The sequence below is a fragment of the Amycolatopsis sp. lyj-108 genome (genome assembly GCF_046549005.1).
In the GTDB taxonomy this organism is placed as follows: domain Bacteria; phylum Actinomycetota; class Actinomycetes; order Mycobacteriales; family Pseudonocardiaceae; genus Amycolatopsis.
On sequence record NZ_JAJPWQ010000001.1, the window covers coordinates 624,895 to 642,736 of the forward strand.

At 68.5% G+C, this 17,842-nt stretch carries 21 protein-coding genes; 8 read left to right on the top strand and 13 right to left on the bottom strand.

Features of this window, described 5'->3' with window-relative positions; genetic code table 11:
• Nucleotides 1-40 precede the first annotated feature (40 nt).
• Nucleotides 41-940 carry a hypothetical protein gene (locus ACLJO0_RS03055; protein ID WP_410576453.1) on the top strand — a complete coding sequence of 300 codons (900 nt, stop codon included), beginning with the start codon at nucleotides 41-43 and terminating at the stop codon, nucleotides 938-940.
• Here ACLJO0_RS03055 and ACLJO0_RS03060 read toward each other — a convergent pair.
• From ACLJO0_RS03060 to ACLJO0_RS03070, 3 genes are all read right to left on the bottom strand, one after another.
• Nucleotides 937-1,884 (bottom strand): asparaginase, encoded by a 948-nt coding sequence (locus ACLJO0_RS03060; protein WP_410576454.1) that lies wholly within the window; start codon nucleotides 1,882-1,884, stop codon nucleotides 937-939. The genes ACLJO0_RS03055 and ACLJO0_RS03060 overlap by 4 nt on opposite strands.
• The gene (locus ACLJO0_RS03065; RefSeq protein WP_410576455.1) at nucleotides 1,881-2,447 is read right to left on the bottom strand and encodes an aerial mycelium formation protein; all 567 of its coding nucleotides are present in this window, start codon (nucleotides 2,445-2,447) and stop codon (nucleotides 1,881-1,883) included. Before ACLJO0_RS03065 ends, ACLJO0_RS03060 begins: the two co-directional genes overlap by 4 nt.
• Before the next feature lie 475 nt (nucleotides 2,448-2,922).
• Nucleotides 2,923-4,050, bottom strand: a complete 1,128-nt coding sequence (locus ACLJO0_RS03070; RefSeq protein ID WP_410576456.1) for a YgfZ/GcvT domain-containing protein — start codon at nucleotides 4,048-4,050, stop codon at nucleotides 2,923-2,925.
• A gap of 30 nt (nucleotides 4,051-4,080) precedes the next feature.
• On the opposite strand from ACLJO0_RS03070, the gene ACLJO0_RS03075 reads away from it, so the two are divergent.
• Nucleotides 4,081-4,935: an aminodeoxychorismate lyase gene (locus tag ACLJO0_RS03075; protein ID WP_410576457.1), complete on the top strand. Its 855-nt coding sequence runs from the start codon at nucleotides 4,081-4,083 to the stop codon at nucleotides 4,933-4,935.
• On the opposite strand, the gene ACLJO0_RS03080 is transcribed toward ACLJO0_RS03075, so the two are convergent.
• The 9 genes from ACLJO0_RS03080 to ACLJO0_RS03120 all read right to left on the bottom strand — a co-directional run bounded on the left by ACLJO0_RS03080 (nucleotide 4,928) and on the right by ACLJO0_RS03120 (nucleotide 10,855).
• The gene (locus ACLJO0_RS03080) at nucleotides 4,928-5,341 is read right to left on the bottom strand and encodes a hypothetical protein (protein ID WP_410576458.1); all 414 of its coding nucleotides are present in this window, start codon (nucleotides 5,339-5,341) and stop codon (nucleotides 4,928-4,930) included. The genes ACLJO0_RS03075 and ACLJO0_RS03080 overlap by 8 nt on opposite strands.
• Nucleotides 5,329-6,201 (bottom strand): biotin-dependent carboxyltransferase family protein, encoded by an 873-nt coding sequence (locus ACLJO0_RS03085; RefSeq protein WP_410576459.1) that lies wholly within the window; start codon nucleotides 6,199-6,201, stop codon nucleotides 5,329-5,331. Before ACLJO0_RS03085 ends, ACLJO0_RS03080 begins: the two co-directional genes overlap by 13 nt.
• Nucleotides 6,198-6,809 (bottom strand): 5-oxoprolinase subunit PxpB, encoded by a 612-nt coding sequence (gene pxpB / locus ACLJO0_RS03090; protein WP_410576460.1) that lies wholly within the window; start codon nucleotides 6,807-6,809, stop codon nucleotides 6,198-6,200. The genes ACLJO0_RS03085 and pxpB overlap by 4 nt, the downstream gene beginning before the upstream one ends.
• 10 nt (nucleotides 6,810-6,819) lie before the next feature.
• Entirely contained in the window at nucleotides 6,820-7,443 is a 624-nt protein-coding gene (locus tag ACLJO0_RS03095) for an FABP family protein (RefSeq protein WP_125791013.1), read from the bottom strand.
• A 253-nt stretch (nucleotides 7,444-7,696) separates the two neighbouring features.
• Complete coding sequence (locus ACLJO0_RS03100) at nucleotides 7,697-8,014, bottom strand: DUF1416 domain-containing protein (RefSeq protein ID WP_410576461.1); 318 nt, start codon at nucleotides 8,012-8,014, stop codon at nucleotides 7,697-7,699.
• A complete protein-coding gene (locus ACLJO0_RS03105; RefSeq protein WP_125784896.1) occupies nucleotides 8,014-8,850 on the bottom strand; it encodes a sulfurtransferase in 837 nt (278 codons plus the stop codon). Before ACLJO0_RS03105 ends, ACLJO0_RS03100 begins: the two co-directional genes overlap by 1 nt.
• A 21-nt stretch (nucleotides 8,851-8,871) precedes the next feature.
• Entirely contained in the window at nucleotides 8,872-9,306 is a 435-nt protein-coding gene (locus ACLJO0_RS03110) for a DUF4395 domain-containing protein (protein WP_396554079.1), read from the bottom strand.
• Between the two features lie 228 nt (nucleotides 9,307-9,534).
• Nucleotides 9,535-9,954, bottom strand: coding sequence for a TlpA family protein disulfide reductase (locus ACLJO0_RS03115; RefSeq protein WP_125784898.1), 420 nt, complete (start codon nucleotides 9,952-9,954; stop codon nucleotides 9,535-9,537).
• Between the two features lie 7 nt (nucleotides 9,955-9,961).
• Nucleotides 9,962-10,855 carry a DUF2993 domain-containing protein gene (locus ACLJO0_RS03120; protein WP_125791018.1) on the bottom strand — a complete coding sequence of 298 codons (894 nt, stop codon included), beginning with the start codon at nucleotides 10,853-10,855 and terminating at the stop codon, nucleotides 9,962-9,964.
• 143 nt (nucleotides 10,856-10,998) lie between these two features.
• Here ACLJO0_RS03120 and ACLJO0_RS03125 point away from each other — a divergent pair, with 143 nt between their 5' ends.
• The 6 genes from ACLJO0_RS03125 to pstB all read left to right on the top strand — a co-directional run bounded on the left by ACLJO0_RS03125 (nucleotide 10,999) and on the right by pstB (nucleotide 16,884).
• Nucleotides 10,999-11,748, top strand: coding sequence for a winged-helix domain-containing protein (locus ACLJO0_RS03125; protein WP_410576462.1), 750 nt, complete (start codon nucleotides 10,999-11,001; stop codon nucleotides 11,746-11,748).
• A gap of 66 nt (nucleotides 11,749-11,814) precedes the next feature.
• Nucleotides 11,815-12,690 carry a mycothiol synthase gene (gene mshD / locus ACLJO0_RS03130; protein ID WP_410576463.1) on the top strand — a complete coding sequence of 292 codons (876 nt, stop codon included), beginning with the start codon at nucleotides 11,815-11,817 and terminating at the stop codon, nucleotides 12,688-12,690.
• A 229-nt stretch (nucleotides 12,691-12,919) separates the two neighbouring features.
• Nucleotides 12,920-14,047: a phosphate ABC transporter substrate-binding protein PstS gene (pstS, locus tag ACLJO0_RS03135; protein ID WP_410576464.1), complete on the top strand. Its 1,128-nt coding sequence runs from the start codon at nucleotides 12,920-12,922 to the stop codon at nucleotides 14,045-14,047.
• A gap of 212 nt (nucleotides 14,048-14,259) precedes the next feature.
• Complete coding sequence (gene pstC, locus ACLJO0_RS03140; protein WP_410576958.1) at nucleotides 14,260-15,177, top strand: phosphate ABC transporter permease subunit PstC; 918 nt, start codon at nucleotides 14,260-14,262, stop codon at nucleotides 15,175-15,177.
• Between the two features lie 2 nt (nucleotides 15,178-15,179).
• Complete coding sequence (gene pstA / locus ACLJO0_RS03145) at nucleotides 15,180-16,097, top strand: phosphate ABC transporter permease PstA (RefSeq protein WP_410576465.1); 918 nt, start codon at nucleotides 15,180-15,182, stop codon at nucleotides 16,095-16,097.
• A 10-nt stretch (nucleotides 16,098-16,107) separates the two neighbouring features.
• Nucleotides 16,108-16,884, top strand: coding sequence for a phosphate ABC transporter ATP-binding protein PstB (gene pstB, locus ACLJO0_RS03150; protein WP_125679661.1), 777 nt, complete (start codon nucleotides 16,108-16,110; stop codon nucleotides 16,882-16,884).
• A gap of 252 nt (nucleotides 16,885-17,136) precedes the next feature.
• Here the strand turns inward: pstB and phoU are convergent, their stop codons facing one another.
• Nucleotides 17,137-17,799, bottom strand: coding sequence for a phosphate signaling complex protein PhoU (phoU, locus tag ACLJO0_RS03155; protein WP_125679662.1), 663 nt, complete (start codon nucleotides 17,797-17,799; stop codon nucleotides 17,137-17,139).
• Between the last annotated feature and the right edge of the window lie 43 nt (nucleotides 17,800-17,842).

The following is a 17,842-nucleotide window of genomic DNA, read 5'->3' on the forward strand; positions in this document are numbered from 1 at the left end:
CGGTGGCGATAGTCGCAGGTCGGCGTGCCACGATGCTCGTGTGCCCCGTCCGTTCGCGGCTTACCTCCGCGTCTATGAGCCCCTGCTCGCGCTGGGGGATCCACCGGACGAACGCCTGCTCGAGGCCGTCGAAGCGGCCCGGCTCGATCGTTCGGCCGCAGGCGAGCGCGAGCAGACACTGTGGCTCAAGTCACAACATGTCGGACGGTTGTTGCCCGCCGAACTCGCGGACGGCAGGCCCGCGCCCAGTCTCATCACCGATGTCCTCGTCATGGACCCCGAAGACGTACCCGAGGGTGAGCACGGCGACGCGGGTCCGGGCCCGCTGATCTGCCCGATGGAGATCCGCGCTCGCTCGGCCGCGGCGTTGGTGACCTTCCTGGGTGACGCGCATCCGGCGCTGAAGAACGCGGTGCTCGACGCGGGTGGCGCGTCGCTCGACACGATCCGCTCGCGGGCGAAGTCCGCCATCGGCGACTTGTCCGCTTCGGCTTCGCACACGCTCTCGACGACGTGGACCGTCCCGCTTCCGTGGTTCGTGCTGTTCGATCCCGGGATGCGCCGGGTCAAACTGGGCAAGGGCCGCGACGATCCCGAGCGCGAAGTGTCGTGGCGGGTGTCCATGGCCGACGCGCGGCATCGTGCCCGCGACGTCGGAGACCTGCTCGAAGCGACCTTCGGTGACTCAGGGCCCGGCCGGGTGCTGCTCGAAACGCGACGCTGGCTCGACAGCTTCCACCCCGGTTCCGCGGTAGAACTCGACTACGGCGGTCTCGTGCAGCTCTTCGGCGACGCGATCCTGCAGGCCGACACGACCGCCGAAGAAGTGCACGACATCCTCGACGCGCTTCGCACCGGCAACGTCGACGAGCTGGCGGAACTGTTCGCCGACCTGCGGGACTTCTGGGGTGACCTGGCCGCGCGGGAACGCGCGAACTAGCCGAAGAGGCCGGTGACGACCCTCAGCTCGCCGACCGGTTTCCCGCCACCCAGGACCGCGTTGCGCGCGAGGTCCCCGGCTTCGTCGCCCGGGTCGATGCCGAGGTGACGCAGGGTCGCGAGCAGCAGCGGGATCCGGGCGCGGGCGGCGCCGTCGTCGATCTTCAACGCCAGCGCCGTGCCGTCCGGGAGAGCGAACGCGTGCACTCCCTCGGCGCCGCCCTTCGAAAGCAGGCCCTCGACGCTCCGCATCAGCACGGTGTCCTCGCGGCCGGTGCCCGCGACGTGCCACGGATGCGCGCGGACGGCGTCGGCGACGCGGCGGTCCGGCCCGCCCATCGCGGTGACCAGCCTGCCGAAGGACCGGGCGAGGCCGGTGAGGGAGAACGCGAACAGCGGGGCACCGCAGCCGTCGACGCCGACCGTTTCGATCGTCTCGCTGGTGAGGTCGGCGACCGTGGCCTGGACGACCTTCTGCAACGGATGGGTCGCGGCCGCGTAATCCTTGGTCGGCCAGCCGAGCTGCGCGCAGGTCATGAGCATCGCGGCGTGTTTGCCGGAGCAGTTCATGGCGGCGCGGCGTTTCCCGGCCGAGACCGCGGCCAGCATGCTCGGCTCGTGCAGCGGGAAGGCGGGCGGGCAGGCCAGCGCGTCCTCGGTCAGCCCCGCGAGGGAAAGCATCGACAAGGCGCCCTCGACGTGGCCTGGCTCGCCGTTGTGCGATCCGCAGCCCAGCGCGAGTTCTTCGTCGCCGATCGTGAGGCCGGCGCGGAGCATCCCGACGGCTTGCAGGGGTTTGTTGGACGAGCGCGGGTAGACCGGCCGCTCGATGTCGCCCGCGGCGAACCGCACCGACCCGTCCGGGGCGGTGATCACGAGCGCGCCGCGGTGCGTGCTCTCCACGAACCCGGACCGGACGACCTCGACCAGGACAGGATTCGTCACTCGGACCCGCCGCGTTCGGTGTCGAGCAGGTCGTCGACCGATGCCGTGCCCTTGCGGTAACGGGTCGCGATCTCGGCGTTGATCGTGTCCATCACGCCCTGCACCTCGCGGCGGTACGAAGAGACCGAGACCTCTTCGTCGGCGTACCGGTTGAGGGCGTTGATCAGCTTCTCGTCCGACAGCGTGCTGACGTCGGAAAGATCCGTGTCGCCGATGAGCGCCTCGGCGAACCGCCGATGCTCGCCGGCACGCGACGGCTCCAGCCGCTGATGCCTGCCCGAACCCGTGGCCGGGCCGATCGCGTTGTCCGCCAGGATCGCGGCCAGCCGCTCGACGACGCTGCTCTCGTCACCGCCCGAAGTCCGGCGCTTCTGCTCGGCCCGCACGATGTCGATCCGCGCGTGCAGCAGACGCCGCAGGTACGACAGGTCGGTCTCCTCCTGCGCGGCCTCGTCACGGCGCTCGCGCAGCACGGAAAGGGTCAGCTCGCCGAGGTCGCTGAGATACCCAGGGCCGAGCACGCGGTCGATACGACGGCGACCACCGGGCCGGACTTCGATCACCCGCGTAGCTTATCGCGCTCCAGCGGAAATGTTCCGCAGGGAGCGATACCACAAGGATCTCTGTCCCTCACGACACCCTCCGGCGCCACGCTGCTCTTTCGGTTCCTTCCAGAGCGCGCCCCCCACCCGTCCCGGGGGCGGCCCCTGGTCCAGTCTACCGGGGGTGGGGGCGGAAAAGTGCTGGTCGGCGAGGTTGTCCACAGGTGGATGGGGTTGTGGACAACTTGTGGATGACTGTGGTGGGCGGGAGTACATGAAGGGGGCCTTCATGTACTTGGACGCGAGCGAAGGGGGCTTTCACGCGCGGTCGGTGTGACGGGTGGGGCTGCTGTGACCACGCCGTGAGAGTCGCAAGGTAGTGAACGGCCCCTTCCCTACCCTCAAGGTAGGCAAGGAGGCCTTCACGGAACGGAACGGGAACGCAACCGGCAAGCCCGCGTAGCAACAGAAACCCGGGTAAGCCCGCAGAAGCCGCTCAGCCCCGCAGCCGCTGAGCCGCTTCCCGTCCGGGAGCCGGTGCTTCGCCCGGCACGGAGTCCGGGTCGATGGTCGCCTGCACGACGCGGTCCTCGGCGCCGACCAGCAGTTCCGCGCCAGGCTGCGTGGAGCGTTTGACCAGCGCCAGCGCGATCGGGCCCAGTTCGTGGTGCTGCACCACGCTGCCGACGCGGCCGACCGTCCGCTCGCCCAGCAGCACCGGGTCGCCGGTTTCCGGCGTGATCTCCGGCGAACCGTCCAGGTGCAGCAGCGCCATGTACCGCGGCGGCCGCCCGACGTTGTGGACCTTCGCGACGGTCTCCTGACCGCGGTAGCAGCCCTTCGCCACGTGCGCGGCGGAGTCGACCCAGTTCACCTCGTGCGGGATCGTGCGGTCGTCGGTGTCGAGGCCCAGCCGCGGCCGCAGCGATTCGACCCGCAGCGCGTCGAACGCCCAGCTGCCCGCGGGGCGCGCGCCCGCGTCGGTCAGGCGGCGCCACCAGTTGGCGAGTTCGGCGCGGGGTACGGCGAGGTCGACGCTGTGCCGTCCGGGCCACGGCATCCGTCGCGCGAAGCCGCCGGGGATCGGCACGACCGAGTACGGGTCCGAGCTCAGGGAAACATCCACGGCGGCCAGCACGCGGTCCGCCTCGGGTCCGAGGACGGTCAGCAGCGCCAGTTCGTCCGAGACATCGCGGATGTCCACTTTGGACCAGAACTTCATCGCTTCGAGGTAGTCACGCAGGGTCTGCTTGCCGCCGGACGGCAGCGCGCTGGTGGCCACCGCGCCCCGGTCGCTGTCCAGCCACACCGTGCCGTCCGCGTGGGCGACGACCATGTGGGTGTCGACGCGGCCATGGGTGTCCAGTACGAGCGCCTCGGTGCCGGTGCCTTCGGCGAGCCCGGTGACGTGCTGCGAGATCACCAAATGCAGCCAGGACAACCGTTCTTCCCCGGTCACGGCCAGGATCTCGCGATGCGAACGGTCGATCACGACCGCGCCGCGCGCGGCCGTCCGCTGCTCGGCGAAAGGGTCTCCCCAATGCCACGGGACACCCTCTTCAGGATGCCCGTCGGGAGCCGCGATCGGTCCGGGAAGGTCGAGCAGGGGGGAGCGGTAGGGCATGAAACCCATGCTAGTGAGTACCGTGTCCCCATGCGCGTGCTTGCCTTTCTCGACGGGACCCTGGCCGACCCCGAAGCCGCTCACCTGCGGGTAGACGACCTCGGGCTGCTTCGCGGTGACGGCGTGTTCGAGACGATCCTCGTCGTCGACGGGCGCCCTCGTGAGCTCCGCCCGCATCTCGAGCGGCTGGCCCGTTCCGCGGCCATGCTCGACCTGCCGGAGCCGGACCTCGCGGACTGGGAGCGTGCCGCGCAGACCGTCATCGACAACTGGTCCGGCCCCGCCGAAATCGCCCTGAAACTGGTGTACACCAGGGGAATCGACGGCGATCCGGAGGCGAAGCCGTTCGGGTTCGCGCTCGGTGTCGAGATCGACGAGAAGGTCCAGCGGGCCCGTGTCGAAGGCGTCGCGGCGATCACCCTTGAGCGCGGTATCGAGCCCGATCTCGCCGAGCGCGCGCCGTGGCTGCTGCTGGGCGCGAAGTCGATTTCGTACGGCGTCAACATGGCGGCGTTGCGGGAGGCGGGCCGCCGCGGCGCGAGCGATGTGATTTTCACCGCCGCAGACGGTTCGGTCTTCGAAGGGCCGACGTCGACGGTCGTCCTCGCGAAGGAGAGGACGATCTACACGCCGCCGGCGACCATCGGCATCCTGCCCGGCACGACGCAGGCGGCGCTGTTCCGCGGTGCCGAGCGGGCGGGCTGGTCGGTCAAGGTCGAGCCGCTCAAGGTCTCGGACCTCATCGAGGGCGAGGGGCTGTTCCTCGCCTCGTCGGTCCGCAAGCTGACCAGGGTGCACACGCTCGACGGCGTCACGCTCACCGACTCCAGCGCGATCCACGCCGAGCTGGCCGCCGCGTACGAGAGCGAGTACGCGATCAGTTGAGGGCGCTGATGATCAGCAGGTGCGGCAGGATCGCTTCTTCGCGGTAGGCCGCGATCTTGTGGTGCCCGTCGAGGATCACCGCCGCGTCGGCGGTCTCCAGCACGACCGCGACCGGCCGGTGCCCGCTCTTGATCGCCGTCCGGTAGTAGCCGACCCGGGACACGTCGGCGGGCGGCCAGTCGGCGCTCGGGGTCAGGTAGCGGTCCTCGGCGAGCCGTTCGGGTCCGGTGACCTGGTATTCGCCGTCGGTGAAGAGATCGAGAAGCGGGCGGAGCGTGTCGCCGAGCGGGCGCCGCATCTGACCGGTGGCCAGCGCGATCCGCAGCGACTGCGGGAGTTCGGGTTGGACGGGGACCGAAGTTGTGTCGATGACACCTGTGCCACCGTCGACCTTTACCTGTTCCACATCTTCGTGGACGAGTGAAAGCGGAGAAGGGTTCCGGGTCGGGCCTGCGCGAGTGCCGGGAGTGACGCCTGTCTCACCACGGCCGCCACCGGGTAACCACCGGTAGTTGGATGATCCGCCAAGAACACCACCGGCAACCCGTTCGGCGGCACCTGGACGGCGCCGGTCAACAGGCCTTCGCTCGGCAGTTCCCGCTCCGCGTATTCGTTCCCGCGAGCCAAGGCGGGCCCGTCGAGCCGGAGCCCGACGCGGTTGGAATCCGCCGTCACCGTCCAGGGCTTCGCGAGCCCTGCCGCCAGGTTCTCGAACCAGTGCGCCCGCGGCCCCGGGTCGACCAGTACGGCGACCTCCGCCGGAGCCATCGTGGGCAAGACGACGTCGGCGCCTCCGGTCACGGACGGCGCGCCGAGAGGGAGGACGTCGCCCGCTTTCAGCGGCGCTGGCCCGATCTCCGAAAGGACGTCACGCGAGCGGCTGCCGAGTTCCGCCTCGACCGTGATCCCGCCGGAAACCGCCAGGTAGCACCGCAAACCGGTGGCGGGCGCGCCGATCGACACGACTTGGCCCGCGGCCAGCCACACCGGCGCGTGTGAGCCGACGTCGCGTCCGTCGACCTCGACACTGACGGCCGGGCCGGTCACCGCGACGGTGCAGGACGCCGACGCGCGCAGTCGCAGGCCGCCGAACAGGCACTCGACGCCCGCGGCGTCCTCGGCGTTGCCGACGAGCCGGTTGGCCAGTTTCAGCGCGGAGACATCCAGCGCGCCGGACGGCGGGACACCGAGATGCGCGTAACCGGGCCTGCCGAGGTCCTGGATCAGGGCGAGCGGGCCGGTCTCGACCACTGCGAGCGCCCTCATCCCGCACTCCGGAACCGCACCCGGTCGCCGGGCGACAGCAGCGCGGGCGGGTCGGCGCGCGAATCGAACAGGACGGTCCGGGTGTGGCCGATCAGCCGCCAGCCACCGGGCGAGACGCGCGGGTAGACGCCGGTGAACTCGCCCGCGATCCCGACCGAACCCGGCGGCACACGAGTGCGCGGAGTCGACAGCCGGGGCTGCTGGAGCGGCTCGGGAAGCCCTGTCAGGTAACCGAATCCGGGCGCGAACCCGGTGAAGGCCACGGTGTAGACGGCGCCGGTGTGCAGCCGGACGACGTCCTCAGTGGACACTCCGGCGTCCCGCGCGACGAGTTCGAGATCCTCGCCGTCGTAGGTGACGTCGAGAGTGATCTCCCCGGCTTCGCCTTCGGGCGGATGTTCGAGATCGGCGTCCGCCAGCAGGCCACGGGCGGCCGCGAGGGCACCGGAGCCCGGGGTTTCCACCACGAGCAGGCTGCGGGCGCCGGGGACGAGTTCGGCGATCCCCGGCGGGCGCGCGGACGAAATCGCGGCGTGTGCCGCGATAGTCTGGGCAAGGGAATCGCAGTCGAGCAGGGCGGCGTGCTCGCCGTAGGCACGCCACCGCATGGAAAGAGGGTCAGCCCACCACGCGACGCAGCAGCGCCGACGTGTGCGGCTGGAGTTCCTGGCCCATCATGGCGCGCTCCTCGACGTAGCCGAGTTCGCCGTTGACGATGCCGTAGAGCCGCTGCGACGCCGTGACGTCCTTGGCGCTCGACGAGCGGACGACCGCGTCGGTGCCCAGCTCCCAGGCCGGGACCGAAGCCTTGCCACGCGGCTTGCCGTAGAAGAGTTCCACGATGCCGGTGTTGTGGGTCAGCAGCAGTTCGATCGTGTCGTCCGCCTGCGGACGCCAGAACCCGGATTCCCGCGCGGCCGGACGGATGACCTTGCCGTCCTCGTCGAGCAGCCAGGCACGCGCCTCGTGGATGAGGAACGGGCGGCCGTCGTGCGCGATGGTCAGCTGCATGCCGAACCGGTACGGGCCCTCGATGGTCGGGTAGTCGACCTCGCCCTCGCCGCGCCAGACGCCGACGAGCGGCAGCAGCGCCAGGCAGGCGTCGTTGAGGTTCGCTCCTTCGCGCAGGTTCGCCGTGTCGCCCGGGATGGGCATGTCGTCGAACTGCGGAAGGTTCCGGTCGCGCGTGTTTTCCGCGCGCTTCTCCGCGGCCTGGATGGCCTCGTCGCCCTTAGCCGTCATCGGTCAGCGCTGGTCCGCGTAAAGCCGGTAGACGACGTACACGGCGAACCAGGTGATCGCGACGCCGGCGAGCACCAGCAGGGTCGTAAACAGGATCTCCACGCCACGCACTTTAGTCGCTACCTGCCCGGACAGGCCTGCCGAGGTCGCGTGGCCGTGCCCACAGGAGCTGAAGGACGCTTTCACCGCATCAGACGCGACGAAGGGGCCCTTCACCGCGTCGCATGCGGTGAAGGGCCCCTTCAGCCCGTCGTCAGGCGACCGAAATCGCCAGCTGGTGCACGCCGGGTCCCTGTGCGGTGACAGAGGCCTCGCCGTTGCCGGAGCGGTGCAGCGCGCGCACCGTCCAGTCGCCGGGGGCCGCGTAGAAGCGGAAGTCGCCGTCGGCCGACGAGACCACCTCGCCGGTGAAGTCGCCGCCGCCGTCCAGCAACCGCACGAAGGCGCCGCCGACGGGGCCCTCCGAACCGGTCACCTTGCCCGCCAGCACGACCTGGCCGCGGGTGTCGTAATCGGCGGGCGTGGCCTCCTGGACCGGTGCGCCGCAGCTGTCAGTGTCATTGCCAGCCATCACTTAGCTCCCAACTCGACCGGCACGCCGACGAGCGAGCCGTATTCCGTCCATGAACCGTCGTAGTTCTTCACGGCGTCGTAGCCGAGGAGCTCGTGCAGCGCGAACCACGCGATGGACGAACGCTCACCGATCCGGCAGTACGCGATCGTGGACTTCGACTCGTCGAGGCCCTCGTCGGAGTACAGCTCCTTGATCTCTTCCTCGGTCTTGAAGGTGCCGTCCTCGTTGGCGACCTTCGCCCACGGGACGTTCAGCGCGCCGGGGATGTGGCCAGGGACCTGCGACTGCTCCTGCGGAAGGTGCGCCGGGGCGAGCAGCTTGCCGGAGAACTCGTCGGGCGAACGCACGTCGACGAAGTTGCTGGAACCGATGGCCTGGACGACCTCGTCGCGGAACGCGCGGATCGAGAGGTCCTGCTCCTTGGCCTTGTACTCGGCCGGCTCGCGCTTGACGTCCTCGGAGTTCAGCTCGCGGCCGTCGAGCTCCCACTTCTTGCGGCCGCCGTCGAGCAGCTGCACGTTCTCGTGGCCGTAGAGCTTGAAGTACCAGTACGCGTACGCGGCGAACCAGTTGTTGTTGCCGCCGTAGAGGATCACGCGGTCGTCGTTCGAGATGCCCTTCTCGGACAGCAGCTTCTCGAAGCCCTCCTTGTCGACGAAGTCGCGGCGGACCCCGTCCTGCAGGTCCTTGCGCCAGTCGAACTTCACCGCACCGCGGATGTGTCCGTTGTCGTACGCGGTCGTGTCCTCGTCGACCTCGATGAACACGACACCCGGGGTGTCCAGGTTCTCCTCGGCCCACTGGGTGGTGACCAGGACGTCTTCACGGCTCATGGAGCTGACTCTCTTTCTGGGTTAGGACGCGCGAGGGCTGGGGCTGAAACGTTTGATGAGCAGGTACATCTCGCAACCGAGACAGAAGTTGAACGCCGCGTTGAGGAAGGCCGCGAGCAGCGCGAACGCCGTCGCGACGAAGCCGAGCGCGGTCAGCCCGGTGGCGAAGCCGACGGTGCCGACGACGGCGAACACGAACCCGACCGCCTGCGCGAACCGCAGCGGGGCGGCATCCTCGCGTTCGGCCGTCGGGCCGAGCCGCGGCGCGACCAGGTAGCGGTAGAGGAGGGAGTACGGCGCCGGCTTGAGCCCGATGAAGGCCCCGATCGCGAACACCACCGCCTGCGCCGCGAGCAGTGGCCACCACTGGGTGATGAGCACGACCGCGAGCACGATCGTCGTCAGGATGGCGGCGAAACGCGGACCGCGGGGGTCGACGGCCGGTCCTGCGGACATGGTTCCTCCTGCGAACGAGAGGGAAAAGGTGCGTGCCGGAAGGCACGCGCAGGCATCAGGGCGCGTTCAGCGAGCCGGACACAGGCTGCTGCGAACGCGGCACAGATCCACTGCGCGGCGCTGGGTCAGCAAGGTTCGGGGCAGCCTGTTCACGGGCACGAGGGTACGCAGAGCTCCCTCAGGTTGGGAACCGTGTTCACACCTTGGGACGCTTCCCAAAATTCGGGATCAGACGTTCGCCAGATGGGGTTTCAGGGCTTCGAGAAGCTCCTGACCTCGGGGAACGCCGCCGACGCGGAAAACCTCCCGGCCGTCCGGCGTCAAGGCCAGCGTCGTCGGAGTCCGCAATATCGAAAGTGCTTGGGCGACTTCGGGGGTCTCGGTGACGTCCAGATCGACGTGTGTGAGGCCATCGGTCTTGTCCGCGAGCGCCGACAGGATCACGCGGGTGTGGCGGCACGGCGCGCAGAACGTCGTCGAGATCTGGACCAGGGTGACGCCTTCGGGCGCGAGGGCGTCCGAGACGCGGCCGGGCAGTGCGGGCGCGCCTGTCTTCGCCGCGCGGATGCGGCCGTTGCGCGCCTGCAGCAGCGCGCCCGCCACGCCGCCGAGCACCAGTACGCCCAGCAGCACCCACACCCCGGTCATCCGCAAGTCACCCCTGAGGCTTCGCTCCGCTGAAGGCGACGTTCTTGCCTTCACCCTTGATGGTCACCGAGCCGCTGTTCACGCGTACCGACGTCGGGGTCACCGAGAACGGCATCGCGCCGGTGTCGATGGTCGCGTTGAAGTTCGGCAGCAGCGCGTCCTGTACCGCTTGGGGAACGACGGTGGTCTCCTTGTCATTCCCGAACTGCAGCCGCTTCGGCTCGATGCTGATCTTCTGGCCCTTGAGTTCGATCATCGCGAAGCAGAAGATCTCCACCTTCTGCCCGGCGATCTGCACGTTGCCCGACAGCCGGATGCCCGCGCTGGAGCTGTCGATCGGTTCACCCTGCGCGTTGGTGGTCGGCGGCGTCGTCTCGCCCTGGCCGTTCTCGCCGTTGCGGACGTAGTCCTCGGTGACCGGCTCGATCTTGAGGTTCTCGATCTTGTCGAGCGGGGCCTGCTTCGCGATGTCGGAAGCCTTGACGGTCACTTCGCCCTTGAGCGTGCCGATGACGATCGACTTCGTGTTGCCGGACGTCAGATCCGACAGCGGCGCCGTGACGTCACTCATGTCCGCGTTGAAGTCCACGTCCCGCAGCTTCGGCGGGACCGCGACGCCCTGGGCGTTGATGGTGATGTGACTGTAGTCACCGGAAAGGGCCTGGGTCAGGAACGGGAAACCGTGCACCGTGACGGCCGGATCGTTGGCCAGCGCCAGCTGTTCCCGGGTCTTCTGGGAGATCGTGTGCTCGGCGAACGCCGCCGCCCCGAAATCGGCCCCGACCAGCAGCACCACCAGTACCGCGAGGGCGATGAGCCAGCCCCGGCCACGGCGCTTTCCTCGCTTGGCGGACCGGCCGGGGGACGGTCGGTCGTCATGCGCCACGGGCCTGCTCACCATTGCGTCGAATCTCCTTCGTAAAGCTCTTTGGCCAGGTGTGATCGATCCAGCACGGGGTAGGTCCTCGGCTGTTCACCCGCTATTCTCACTAAGCACCGGCTGTAGCCACGTTCGAGGCGACCACGACTGAAGGCGGTGCGGCGATGAGCCTGGACCTTCTGGTACTGACCCCGGAAGCAGATGCCACCACGGTGCTCCCCGCCCTGGATCTGCTGCCCCACACCGTACGCGTCCGTGCTCCGGAAGTGACCGCGCTGCTCGACGCGGGCCACCGCGACGTCATCGTCCTCGACGCCCGCAGCGATCTCGCCTCCGCGAAGAGCCTCTGCCGCCTGCTCAAGGGCGCCGGCGAGGACGAGACCTCCACGCCGGTCATCGCCGTCGTCGGCGAAGGCGGATTGGTGGCGGTCAGCGCGGAATGGCGCACCGACGACATCCTCCTCCCGACCGCGGGTCCCGCCGAGGTCGACGCGCGGCTGCGGCTGGTCACCACCCGCGACGGCGCTTCTGCGCAGGTCGACGCCGAACTCCGGGTCGGCGAACTGGTCATCGACGAGGCGACGTACACCGCGAAGCTGCGCAAGCGCACCCTCGAGCTCACCTACAAGGAGTTCGAACTCCTCAAGTACCTCGCGCAGCACGCCGGCCGGGTGTTCACCCGCGCCCAGCTGCTGCAGGAGGTCTGGGGCTACGACTTCTTCGGCGGCACGCGCACGGTCGACGTCCACGTCCGGCGCCTGCGCGCGAAGCTCGGGCCTGAGCACGAGCAGATGATCGGGACCGTGCGCAACGTCGGCTACAAGTTCGAGCGGCCCGCCAAAGGCACGACCAAGCAGCAGGCCATCGCCCCGGACGCGAGCGTCTACGAGCCGAGCGAGCTTTCCTCGCACTGAGTCCCCTCTCCTCCTGCCTGACAAGACGCCCGGGCGCCCCCCGGGTTCCCCGGTAGTGTCGGTTTCATGCTCGAACTGCTGTGGACCGGTGAACCGGAAACGGAAGAGATCCGCCGTTTCCTGCTCGCCGTGCGTGAAGCCGACGGCCGCCCCGAAGACACCGGTTTCGCCGGTGGACAGCATCTTCTGGGACATGTCGACGGCGAGTTGGTCGCGTACGCGCACCTGGACACCGAAGGCGATTCGCACGGAAACCAGGTCGCCGAACTTTTCGTTCATCCCGGGCACCGCCGCTCCGGGCACGGCAGGGCACTCACCAAGGCGCTCGTCGACCGCGTCGCGGGGAAGCCTCTGCGCGTCTGGGCGCACGGGGATCACCCCGCCGCCGTCCACCTCGCCGGTACCGAAGGCTTCGAGCGCGCGCGGGAACTGCTGATCCTGCACGCGGACGTCGAAACAGCCGATTGGCCGGAACCCGTGACGCGCGAAGGCGTCACACTGCGCACCTTCGTGCCCGGTCAGGACGAGGAAGCGATGGTCCGCGTCAACGCGCGTGCCTTCGACTGGCACCCCGAACAAGGCGCCCTGACCGCCGACGAGGTCCGCGCGACCGAGACCGAGGCCTGGTTCGACCCCGAAGGCTTCTTCCTCGCCGAGGAGAACGGTGAGGTCGTCGGCTTCCACTGGACGAAGGTCCACGAGGCCGTTCCCGGCCGGTTCGGCGGCGAGCCCGCCGGTGAGGTCTACGTCGTCGGCATCGATCCGGACGCGCAGGGCGGCGGCCTCGGCAAGGCGCTCACCCTCGCCGGGCTGCGGTATCTCCGCGATCGCGGACTCGGCCAAGTGATCTTGTACGTCGAAGGCGACAACGCCCCCGCACTCGCCGTTTATTCGAAGCTCGGCTTCACCCGATACGAGGTAGACGTTCAATACGCTCGGTAACCGTGTTCACACTTGCGGCACTTGACCGGTCACGGAGAGCAGACGCGCAGGTCACGGCCGGGACACGGTCCACTTTCGGAGTAGTCGCGCTGCTCACATCGGCCGCCTTGTTCACTTGCCGTTCACCCTCTGACGGCCACCTGTCCACTGTCGGTGCTTAGTGTCCGGGTCCGGAAGGAACGCTCCCGTTCCACCGATCCGGCGAAAGTCTCCCAGTGGAGGAAATGCAGTGAAGATCATGCGGCCCGCGGGCGCGATCGGCATCGTGGCCACCGCCGCCCTCGTGCTCGGCGCCTGTGGATCCGACCCGGCGGCGACCAAGCCCGGCAGCACCGGTGCCGCCGCCGCGCCCAGCGGCACGGCCGACGTCGATTGCGGCGGCAAGAACCCGCTTTCGGCCGAGGGCTCGTCCGCCCAGAAGACGGCGATCGACATCTTCGTGCAGGCCTACGCCGCCAAGTGCTCCGGCCAGAAGGTGAACTACAACCCCAGCGGTTCGGGCGCCGGCGTCAAGCAGTTCAACGGCAACCAGGTCGACTTCGCCGGATCCGACTCGCCGCTCAAGTCCGGTGAGGAAGCCGACAAGGCCAAGGCCCGGTGCGCCTCCGACGCCTGGAACCTCCCGCTCGTCATCGGCCCGGTCGCGGTCGCCTACAAGGTTTCCGGGGTCGACAAGCTGACCCTGACCCCCGAGGTCACCGCCAAGATCTTCAACGGTGGCATCACCAAGTGGAACGACCCGGCCATCAAGGCGGTCAAGGGCAACGAGGGCGTCAACCTGCCGGACAAGCCGATCCAGGTCATCTCCCGCACCGACGAGTCGGGCACCACCGACAACTTCCAGAAGTACCTGAAGATCGCCTCGAAGGGCGCTTGGACCCAGGGCGACGGCAAGAAGTTCAACGGTGGCGTCGGTAACGGTGCCGAGAAGTCCAACGGTGTGGCCAGCGCGGTCAAGGCCACCGACGGCGCCATCACCTACGTCGAGTCCGCCTTCGCGAAGGACGGCCTCAACGCCGCCCTGATCGACAGCGGCTCCGGCGGTGTCGAGCTGACCGCGGCGAACGTCGCCAAGTCCCTCGATGCGGCGAAGTTCAAGAAGGAGGGGTCGAACGACCTCGCCCTCGACCTCGACGCGATCTACGGCAGCAACGTCGCCGGCGCGTACCCGGTCATCCTCGCCACCTACGAGATCGTCTGCTCGAAGTACGCCGACGCCGAGGTCGCCAAGGCCGTCAAGGCCTTCCTGACCGTCGCCGCCACGGACGGCCAGAAGCCGCTCGCGGACAAGGGTTACGTGCCGATCCCGCAGAGCCTGCAGGACAAGGTCCTGACCGCCGTCAAGGCCATCGCCTGACCCTGTTTGCCAACCTTCAGGTTGATCAGTAAAGACAGGCTGGACAGAAGTAGTCGATGAGCGATTCCTCTTCGCCCAGAACGCCCACCGGCGACCCCGGTGGGCGTTCTGGCGTCCGCGAGACCTTCACGGAGGACCCGATTTCGGAGCAACCTGCCGCGTCACCGCCCGAGAAGTCCTCGGTGCCGCTCGCGAGCCCCAATTCCAGGACGGTGCGCCCCGGTGACCGCATCTTCCAGTTCCTGACCACCGGTGCCGGCGTCTTCGTCGTCGCACTGATCGGCCTGATCGGACTGTTCCTGCTGGTGCAGGCCATTCCGGCGCTCCAGGCCGACGAAGCGAGCTTCCTGACGAGCCAGGTCTGGCAGACCGATCCGGGCGACATGCGCTTCGGCATCATGGGCCTGCTGCTGGTCACGGTCTACTCGTCGCTGCTGGCGCTGATCATCGCGATGCCGATCTCGCTCGGCATCGCCCTCTTCCTGACCCAATACGCGCCGAAGCGGCTGGCGCGGCCGTTCGCCTACGTGATCGACCTGCTCGCCGCGGTCCCCTCGATCATCTACGGCCTGTGGGGCCTGATGGTCTTCGCGCCGACGATCGAGCCCTTCTCCCGGTGGGTCAACGACACCTTCTCGTGGATCCCGATCTTCGCGGCGGGCAACGTCTCGCCGGACATGCGCGGCACGATCTTCACCGCAGGCATCGTGCTCGCCGTGATGATCCTGCCGATCATCACCTCGCTGTCCCGCGAGGTGTTCGAGCGGACCCCGACCCCGCATATCGAAGGCGCGCTGGCGCTGGGCGCCACCCGCTGGGAGGTCATCCGCACCACGGTGCTGCCGTTCGGCAAGGCGGGGTACATCGGCGCCTCCATGCTCGGCCTCGGCCGCGCGCTCGGCGAGACGATCGCGCTCGCGATCATCCTGACCGGCGCGGTGGGCCGCGAGTTCACCTGGAGCCTCTTCGACGGCGGCGCCACCTTCGCCTCGAAGATCGCGGCGGACTACGCGGAACTCAACAACGAGATCTCGGCGGGCGCGTACATCGCGGCCGGCCTCGTGCTGTTCCTGCTGACGTTCATCGTCAACTTCGCCGCGCGATCCATCATCGCCAAGAAGGGGGACTGAGCATGTCCACCACGCTCGAGAAGACCCCCGCCACCACCCCCGCCTTCCAGCAGGTCAGCCTCGCGAGGAAGGCCAAGAACGGCCTCGCCACGGCCCTGATCTGGCTGTCGTTCCTCATCGCCGTCGTGCCGCTGGTGTGGCTGCTCGCCACGGTGGTCATCAACGGTGTCAAGCGGATCCCCTACAGCAACTGGTGGACCGAGGACTTCGGCTCGGTGCTGTCGGACGAGGTCGGCGGCGGCGTGGCACACGCCGTCATCGGCTCGGTGCTGCAGGGTGTGGTCTGCGCGATCATCGCGGTCCCGATCGGCATGCTGGTCGCGATCTACCTGGTCGAGTACGGCCGCGGCAAACTGGCGAAGACCACGACGTTCATGGTGGACATCCTTTCCGGTGTCCCCTCGATCGTCGCGGCGCTGTTCATCTACGCGCTGTGGATCACCACGTTCGGCCTCCCGCGCAGCGGTTTCGCCGTGTCGCTCGCCCTGGTGCTGCTGATGATCCCGGTGGTCGTGCGGTCCTCGGAGGAGATGCTGCGGATCGTCCCCGACGACCTGCGCGAAGCCTCCTACGCGCTCGGCGTGCCGAAGTGGAAGACGATCATGAAGATCGTCCTGCCGACCGCGCTGTCCGGCATCATCGGCGGCATCATGATGGCGCTCGCCCGGGTCATGGGCGAGACCGCGCCGCTGCTGGTCCTCGTGGGCTATTCCGCCTACGTGAACTGGGACATCTTCGGTGGCGAGCAGGCCGCTCTGCCGCTTCTGATGAACAACGAACGGGTCAGCAACCCGTTCGACGAAGGTACCGTCGCGTTCGACAGGATCTGGGGTGCCGCCCTCACCCTGGTGCTGATCATCGCGATCGTGAACCTCCTCGCCATGCTCTTTGCCCGTCTTGTCGCCCCGAAGAAGAAGTGAGCTGTTTGAGATGGCCAAACGAATCGACGTCAAAGACGTGGACATCTACTACGGCAAATTCCACGCCGTGGACGGCGTCACCCTCTCGGTGCCGCCGCGGAACGTCACCGCGTTCATCGGCCCTTCGGGCTGCGGCAAGTCGACGGTGCTGCGCACGCTGAACCGCATGCACGAAGTCATCCCCGGCGCCCGCGTCGAGGGCGAGGTGCTGCTCGACGGCGAGGACATCTACGGTGCCGGCGTCGACCCGGTGCAGGTCCGCCGCACCATCGGCATGGTGTTCCAGCGGCCCAACCCGTTCCCGACGATGTCGATCCGCGACAACGTCGTGGCTGGCCTCCGCCTCGGCGGCGCCAAGGGCAAGAAGGAACTCGACGAGGTCGCCGAGCGCGCGCTGCGCGGCGCGAACCTGTGGAACGAGGTCAAGGACCGGCTCAACAAGCCGGGCGGCGGCCTCTCCGGCGGTCAGCAGCAGCGGCTCTGCATCGCGCGGGCCATCGCCGTGCGGCCCGACGTGCTGCTGATGGACGAACCGTGCTCCGCGCTCGACCCGATCTCGACGCTCGCCATCGAGGACCTCATCGGCGAGCTCAAGAAGGAATACACGATCGTCATCGTGACCCACAACATGCAGCAGGCGGCGCGGGTCTCGGACCAGACGGCGTTCTTCAACCTGGCGGGCGTCGGCCAGCCGGGCCGCCTGGTGGAGCTGAACGACACCGAGAAGATCTTCTCGAACCCGGACGAGAAGGCGACCGAGGACTACATCTCGGGCCGGTTCGGCTGAGTCTTTTTGCGCGTGAAGGCCCCTTCCCTCGGCTCAGCCGAGGGAAGGGGCCTTCACGCGCTTGGGGGTCTGGGCCGGGTGGGGCAGGCGAGGCAGGTCGCGAAAGCCACTTTCGCGACGCTGGGTGTCCCGAAAGTGGCTTTCGCGACACCCGCGCAGGGCGGTCGTGAGCACTGAGCCGTCGACACAACGAAGGGGCCCTTCACCACATCACATGCGGCGAAGAGCCCCTTCGTCAGCGCTTGACAGAAGTTACAGCTCGTCGGGTCCGTAGCCGGGCATCTTGCCGGTCACCACGAAGATCATCCGGCGCGCGACCGAGACGGCGTGGTCGGCGAAGCGCTCGTAGAAGCGGCCCAGCAGGGTGACGTCCACGGCCGCGGCGACACCGTGGTCCCAGTTCCGGTCCATGATGACGGTGAACAGGTGCTTGTGGATCTCGTCGACCTCGTCGTCGTCCGACTCGATCGTGCGGGCGGCCTCGACGTCCTTGGACTTGATGACCTGCTCGACCTGGCGGGCCAGGCTCACCCCGACCTCGCCCATCTTGGCGAAGTCGGCCTTCACCTCGTCGGGCAGCACCGGGTCCGGGTGACGGCGGCGCGCGGCCTTGGCCACGTGCAGCGCCAGATCGCCCATCCGTTCCAGGCTTTCCGCCGCGTGGATCGCGGCGAGGACGGTCCGCAGGTCGGTCGCGACGGGTGCCTGCAGTGCCAGCAGCGCGTACGCCTGCTCCTCGCATTCGGCGCGCGCGTCGTCGACCTTCGCGTCGTCGCTGATCACCTGCTCGGCGAGTCCGAGATCGACCTCGAGCAACGCCCGGGTCGCCCGCTCCATCGCGTCGGCGACCTGGAGGGACATGCTCGCTAGGTTCTCGGCGAGCTGTTCGAGTTCGACATGGTAAGCCTCACGCATGGCCCAACCCTACGGGGAACGGGCACCAAAAGCCGCATCCCAG

Coding starts and splice junctions, on each gene's coding strand:
- ACLJO0_RS03070 (WP_410576456.1), bottom strand. CDS start 4,050: ATGCCCTACCGCTCCCCCCTGCTCGACCTTCCCGGACCGATCGCGGCT.
- ACLJO0_RS03075 (WP_410576457.1), top strand. CDS start 4,081: ATGCGCGTGCTTGCCTTTCTCGACGGGACCCTGGCCGACCCCGAAGCC.
- ACLJO0_RS03085 (WP_410576459.1), bottom strand. CDS start 6,201: ATGAGGGCGCTCGCAGTGGTCGAGACCGGCCCGCTCGCCCTGATCCAG.
- pxpB (WP_410576460.1), bottom strand. CDS start 6,809: ATGCGGTGGCGTGCCTACGGCGAGCACGCCGCCCTGCTCGACTGCGAT.
- ACLJO0_RS03095 (WP_125791013.1), bottom strand. CDS start 7,443: ATGACGGCTAAGGGCGACGAGGCCATCCAGGCCGCGGAGAAGCGCGCG.
- ACLJO0_RS03100 (WP_410576461.1), bottom strand. CDS start 8,014: ATGGCTGGCAATGACACTGACAGCTGCGGCGCACCGGTCCAGGAGGCC.
- ACLJO0_RS03105 (WP_125784896.1), bottom strand. CDS start 8,850: ATGAGCCGTGAAGACGTCCTGGTCACCACCCAGTGGGCCGAGGAGAAC.
- ACLJO0_RS03110 (WP_396554079.1), bottom strand. CDS start 9,306: ATGTCCGCAGGACCGGCCGTCGACCCCCGCGGTCCGCGTTTCGCCGCC.
- ACLJO0_RS03115 (WP_125784898.1), bottom strand. CDS start 9,954: ATGACCGGGGTGTGGGTGCTGCTGGGCGTACTGGTGCTCGGCGGCGTG.
- ACLJO0_RS03120 (WP_125791018.1), bottom strand. CDS start 10,855: ATGGTGAGCAGGCCCGTGGCGCATGACGACCGACCGTCCCCCGGCCGG.
- ACLJO0_RS03125 (WP_410576462.1), top strand. CDS start 10,999: ATGAGCCTGGACCTTCTGGTACTGACCCCGGAAGCAGATGCCACCACG.
- mshD (WP_410576463.1), top strand. CDS start 11,815: ATGCTCGAACTGCTGTGGACCGGTGAACCGGAAACGGAAGAGATCCGC.
- pstA (WP_410576465.1), top strand. CDS start 15,180: ATGTCCACCACGCTCGAGAAGACCCCCGCCACCACCCCCGCCTTCCAG.
- pstB (WP_125679661.1), top strand. CDS start 16,108: ATGGCCAAACGAATCGACGTCAAAGACGTGGACATCTACTACGGCAAA.
- phoU (WP_125679662.1), bottom strand. CDS start 17,799: ATGCGTGAGGCTTACCATGTCGAACTCGAACAGCTCGCCGAGAACCTA.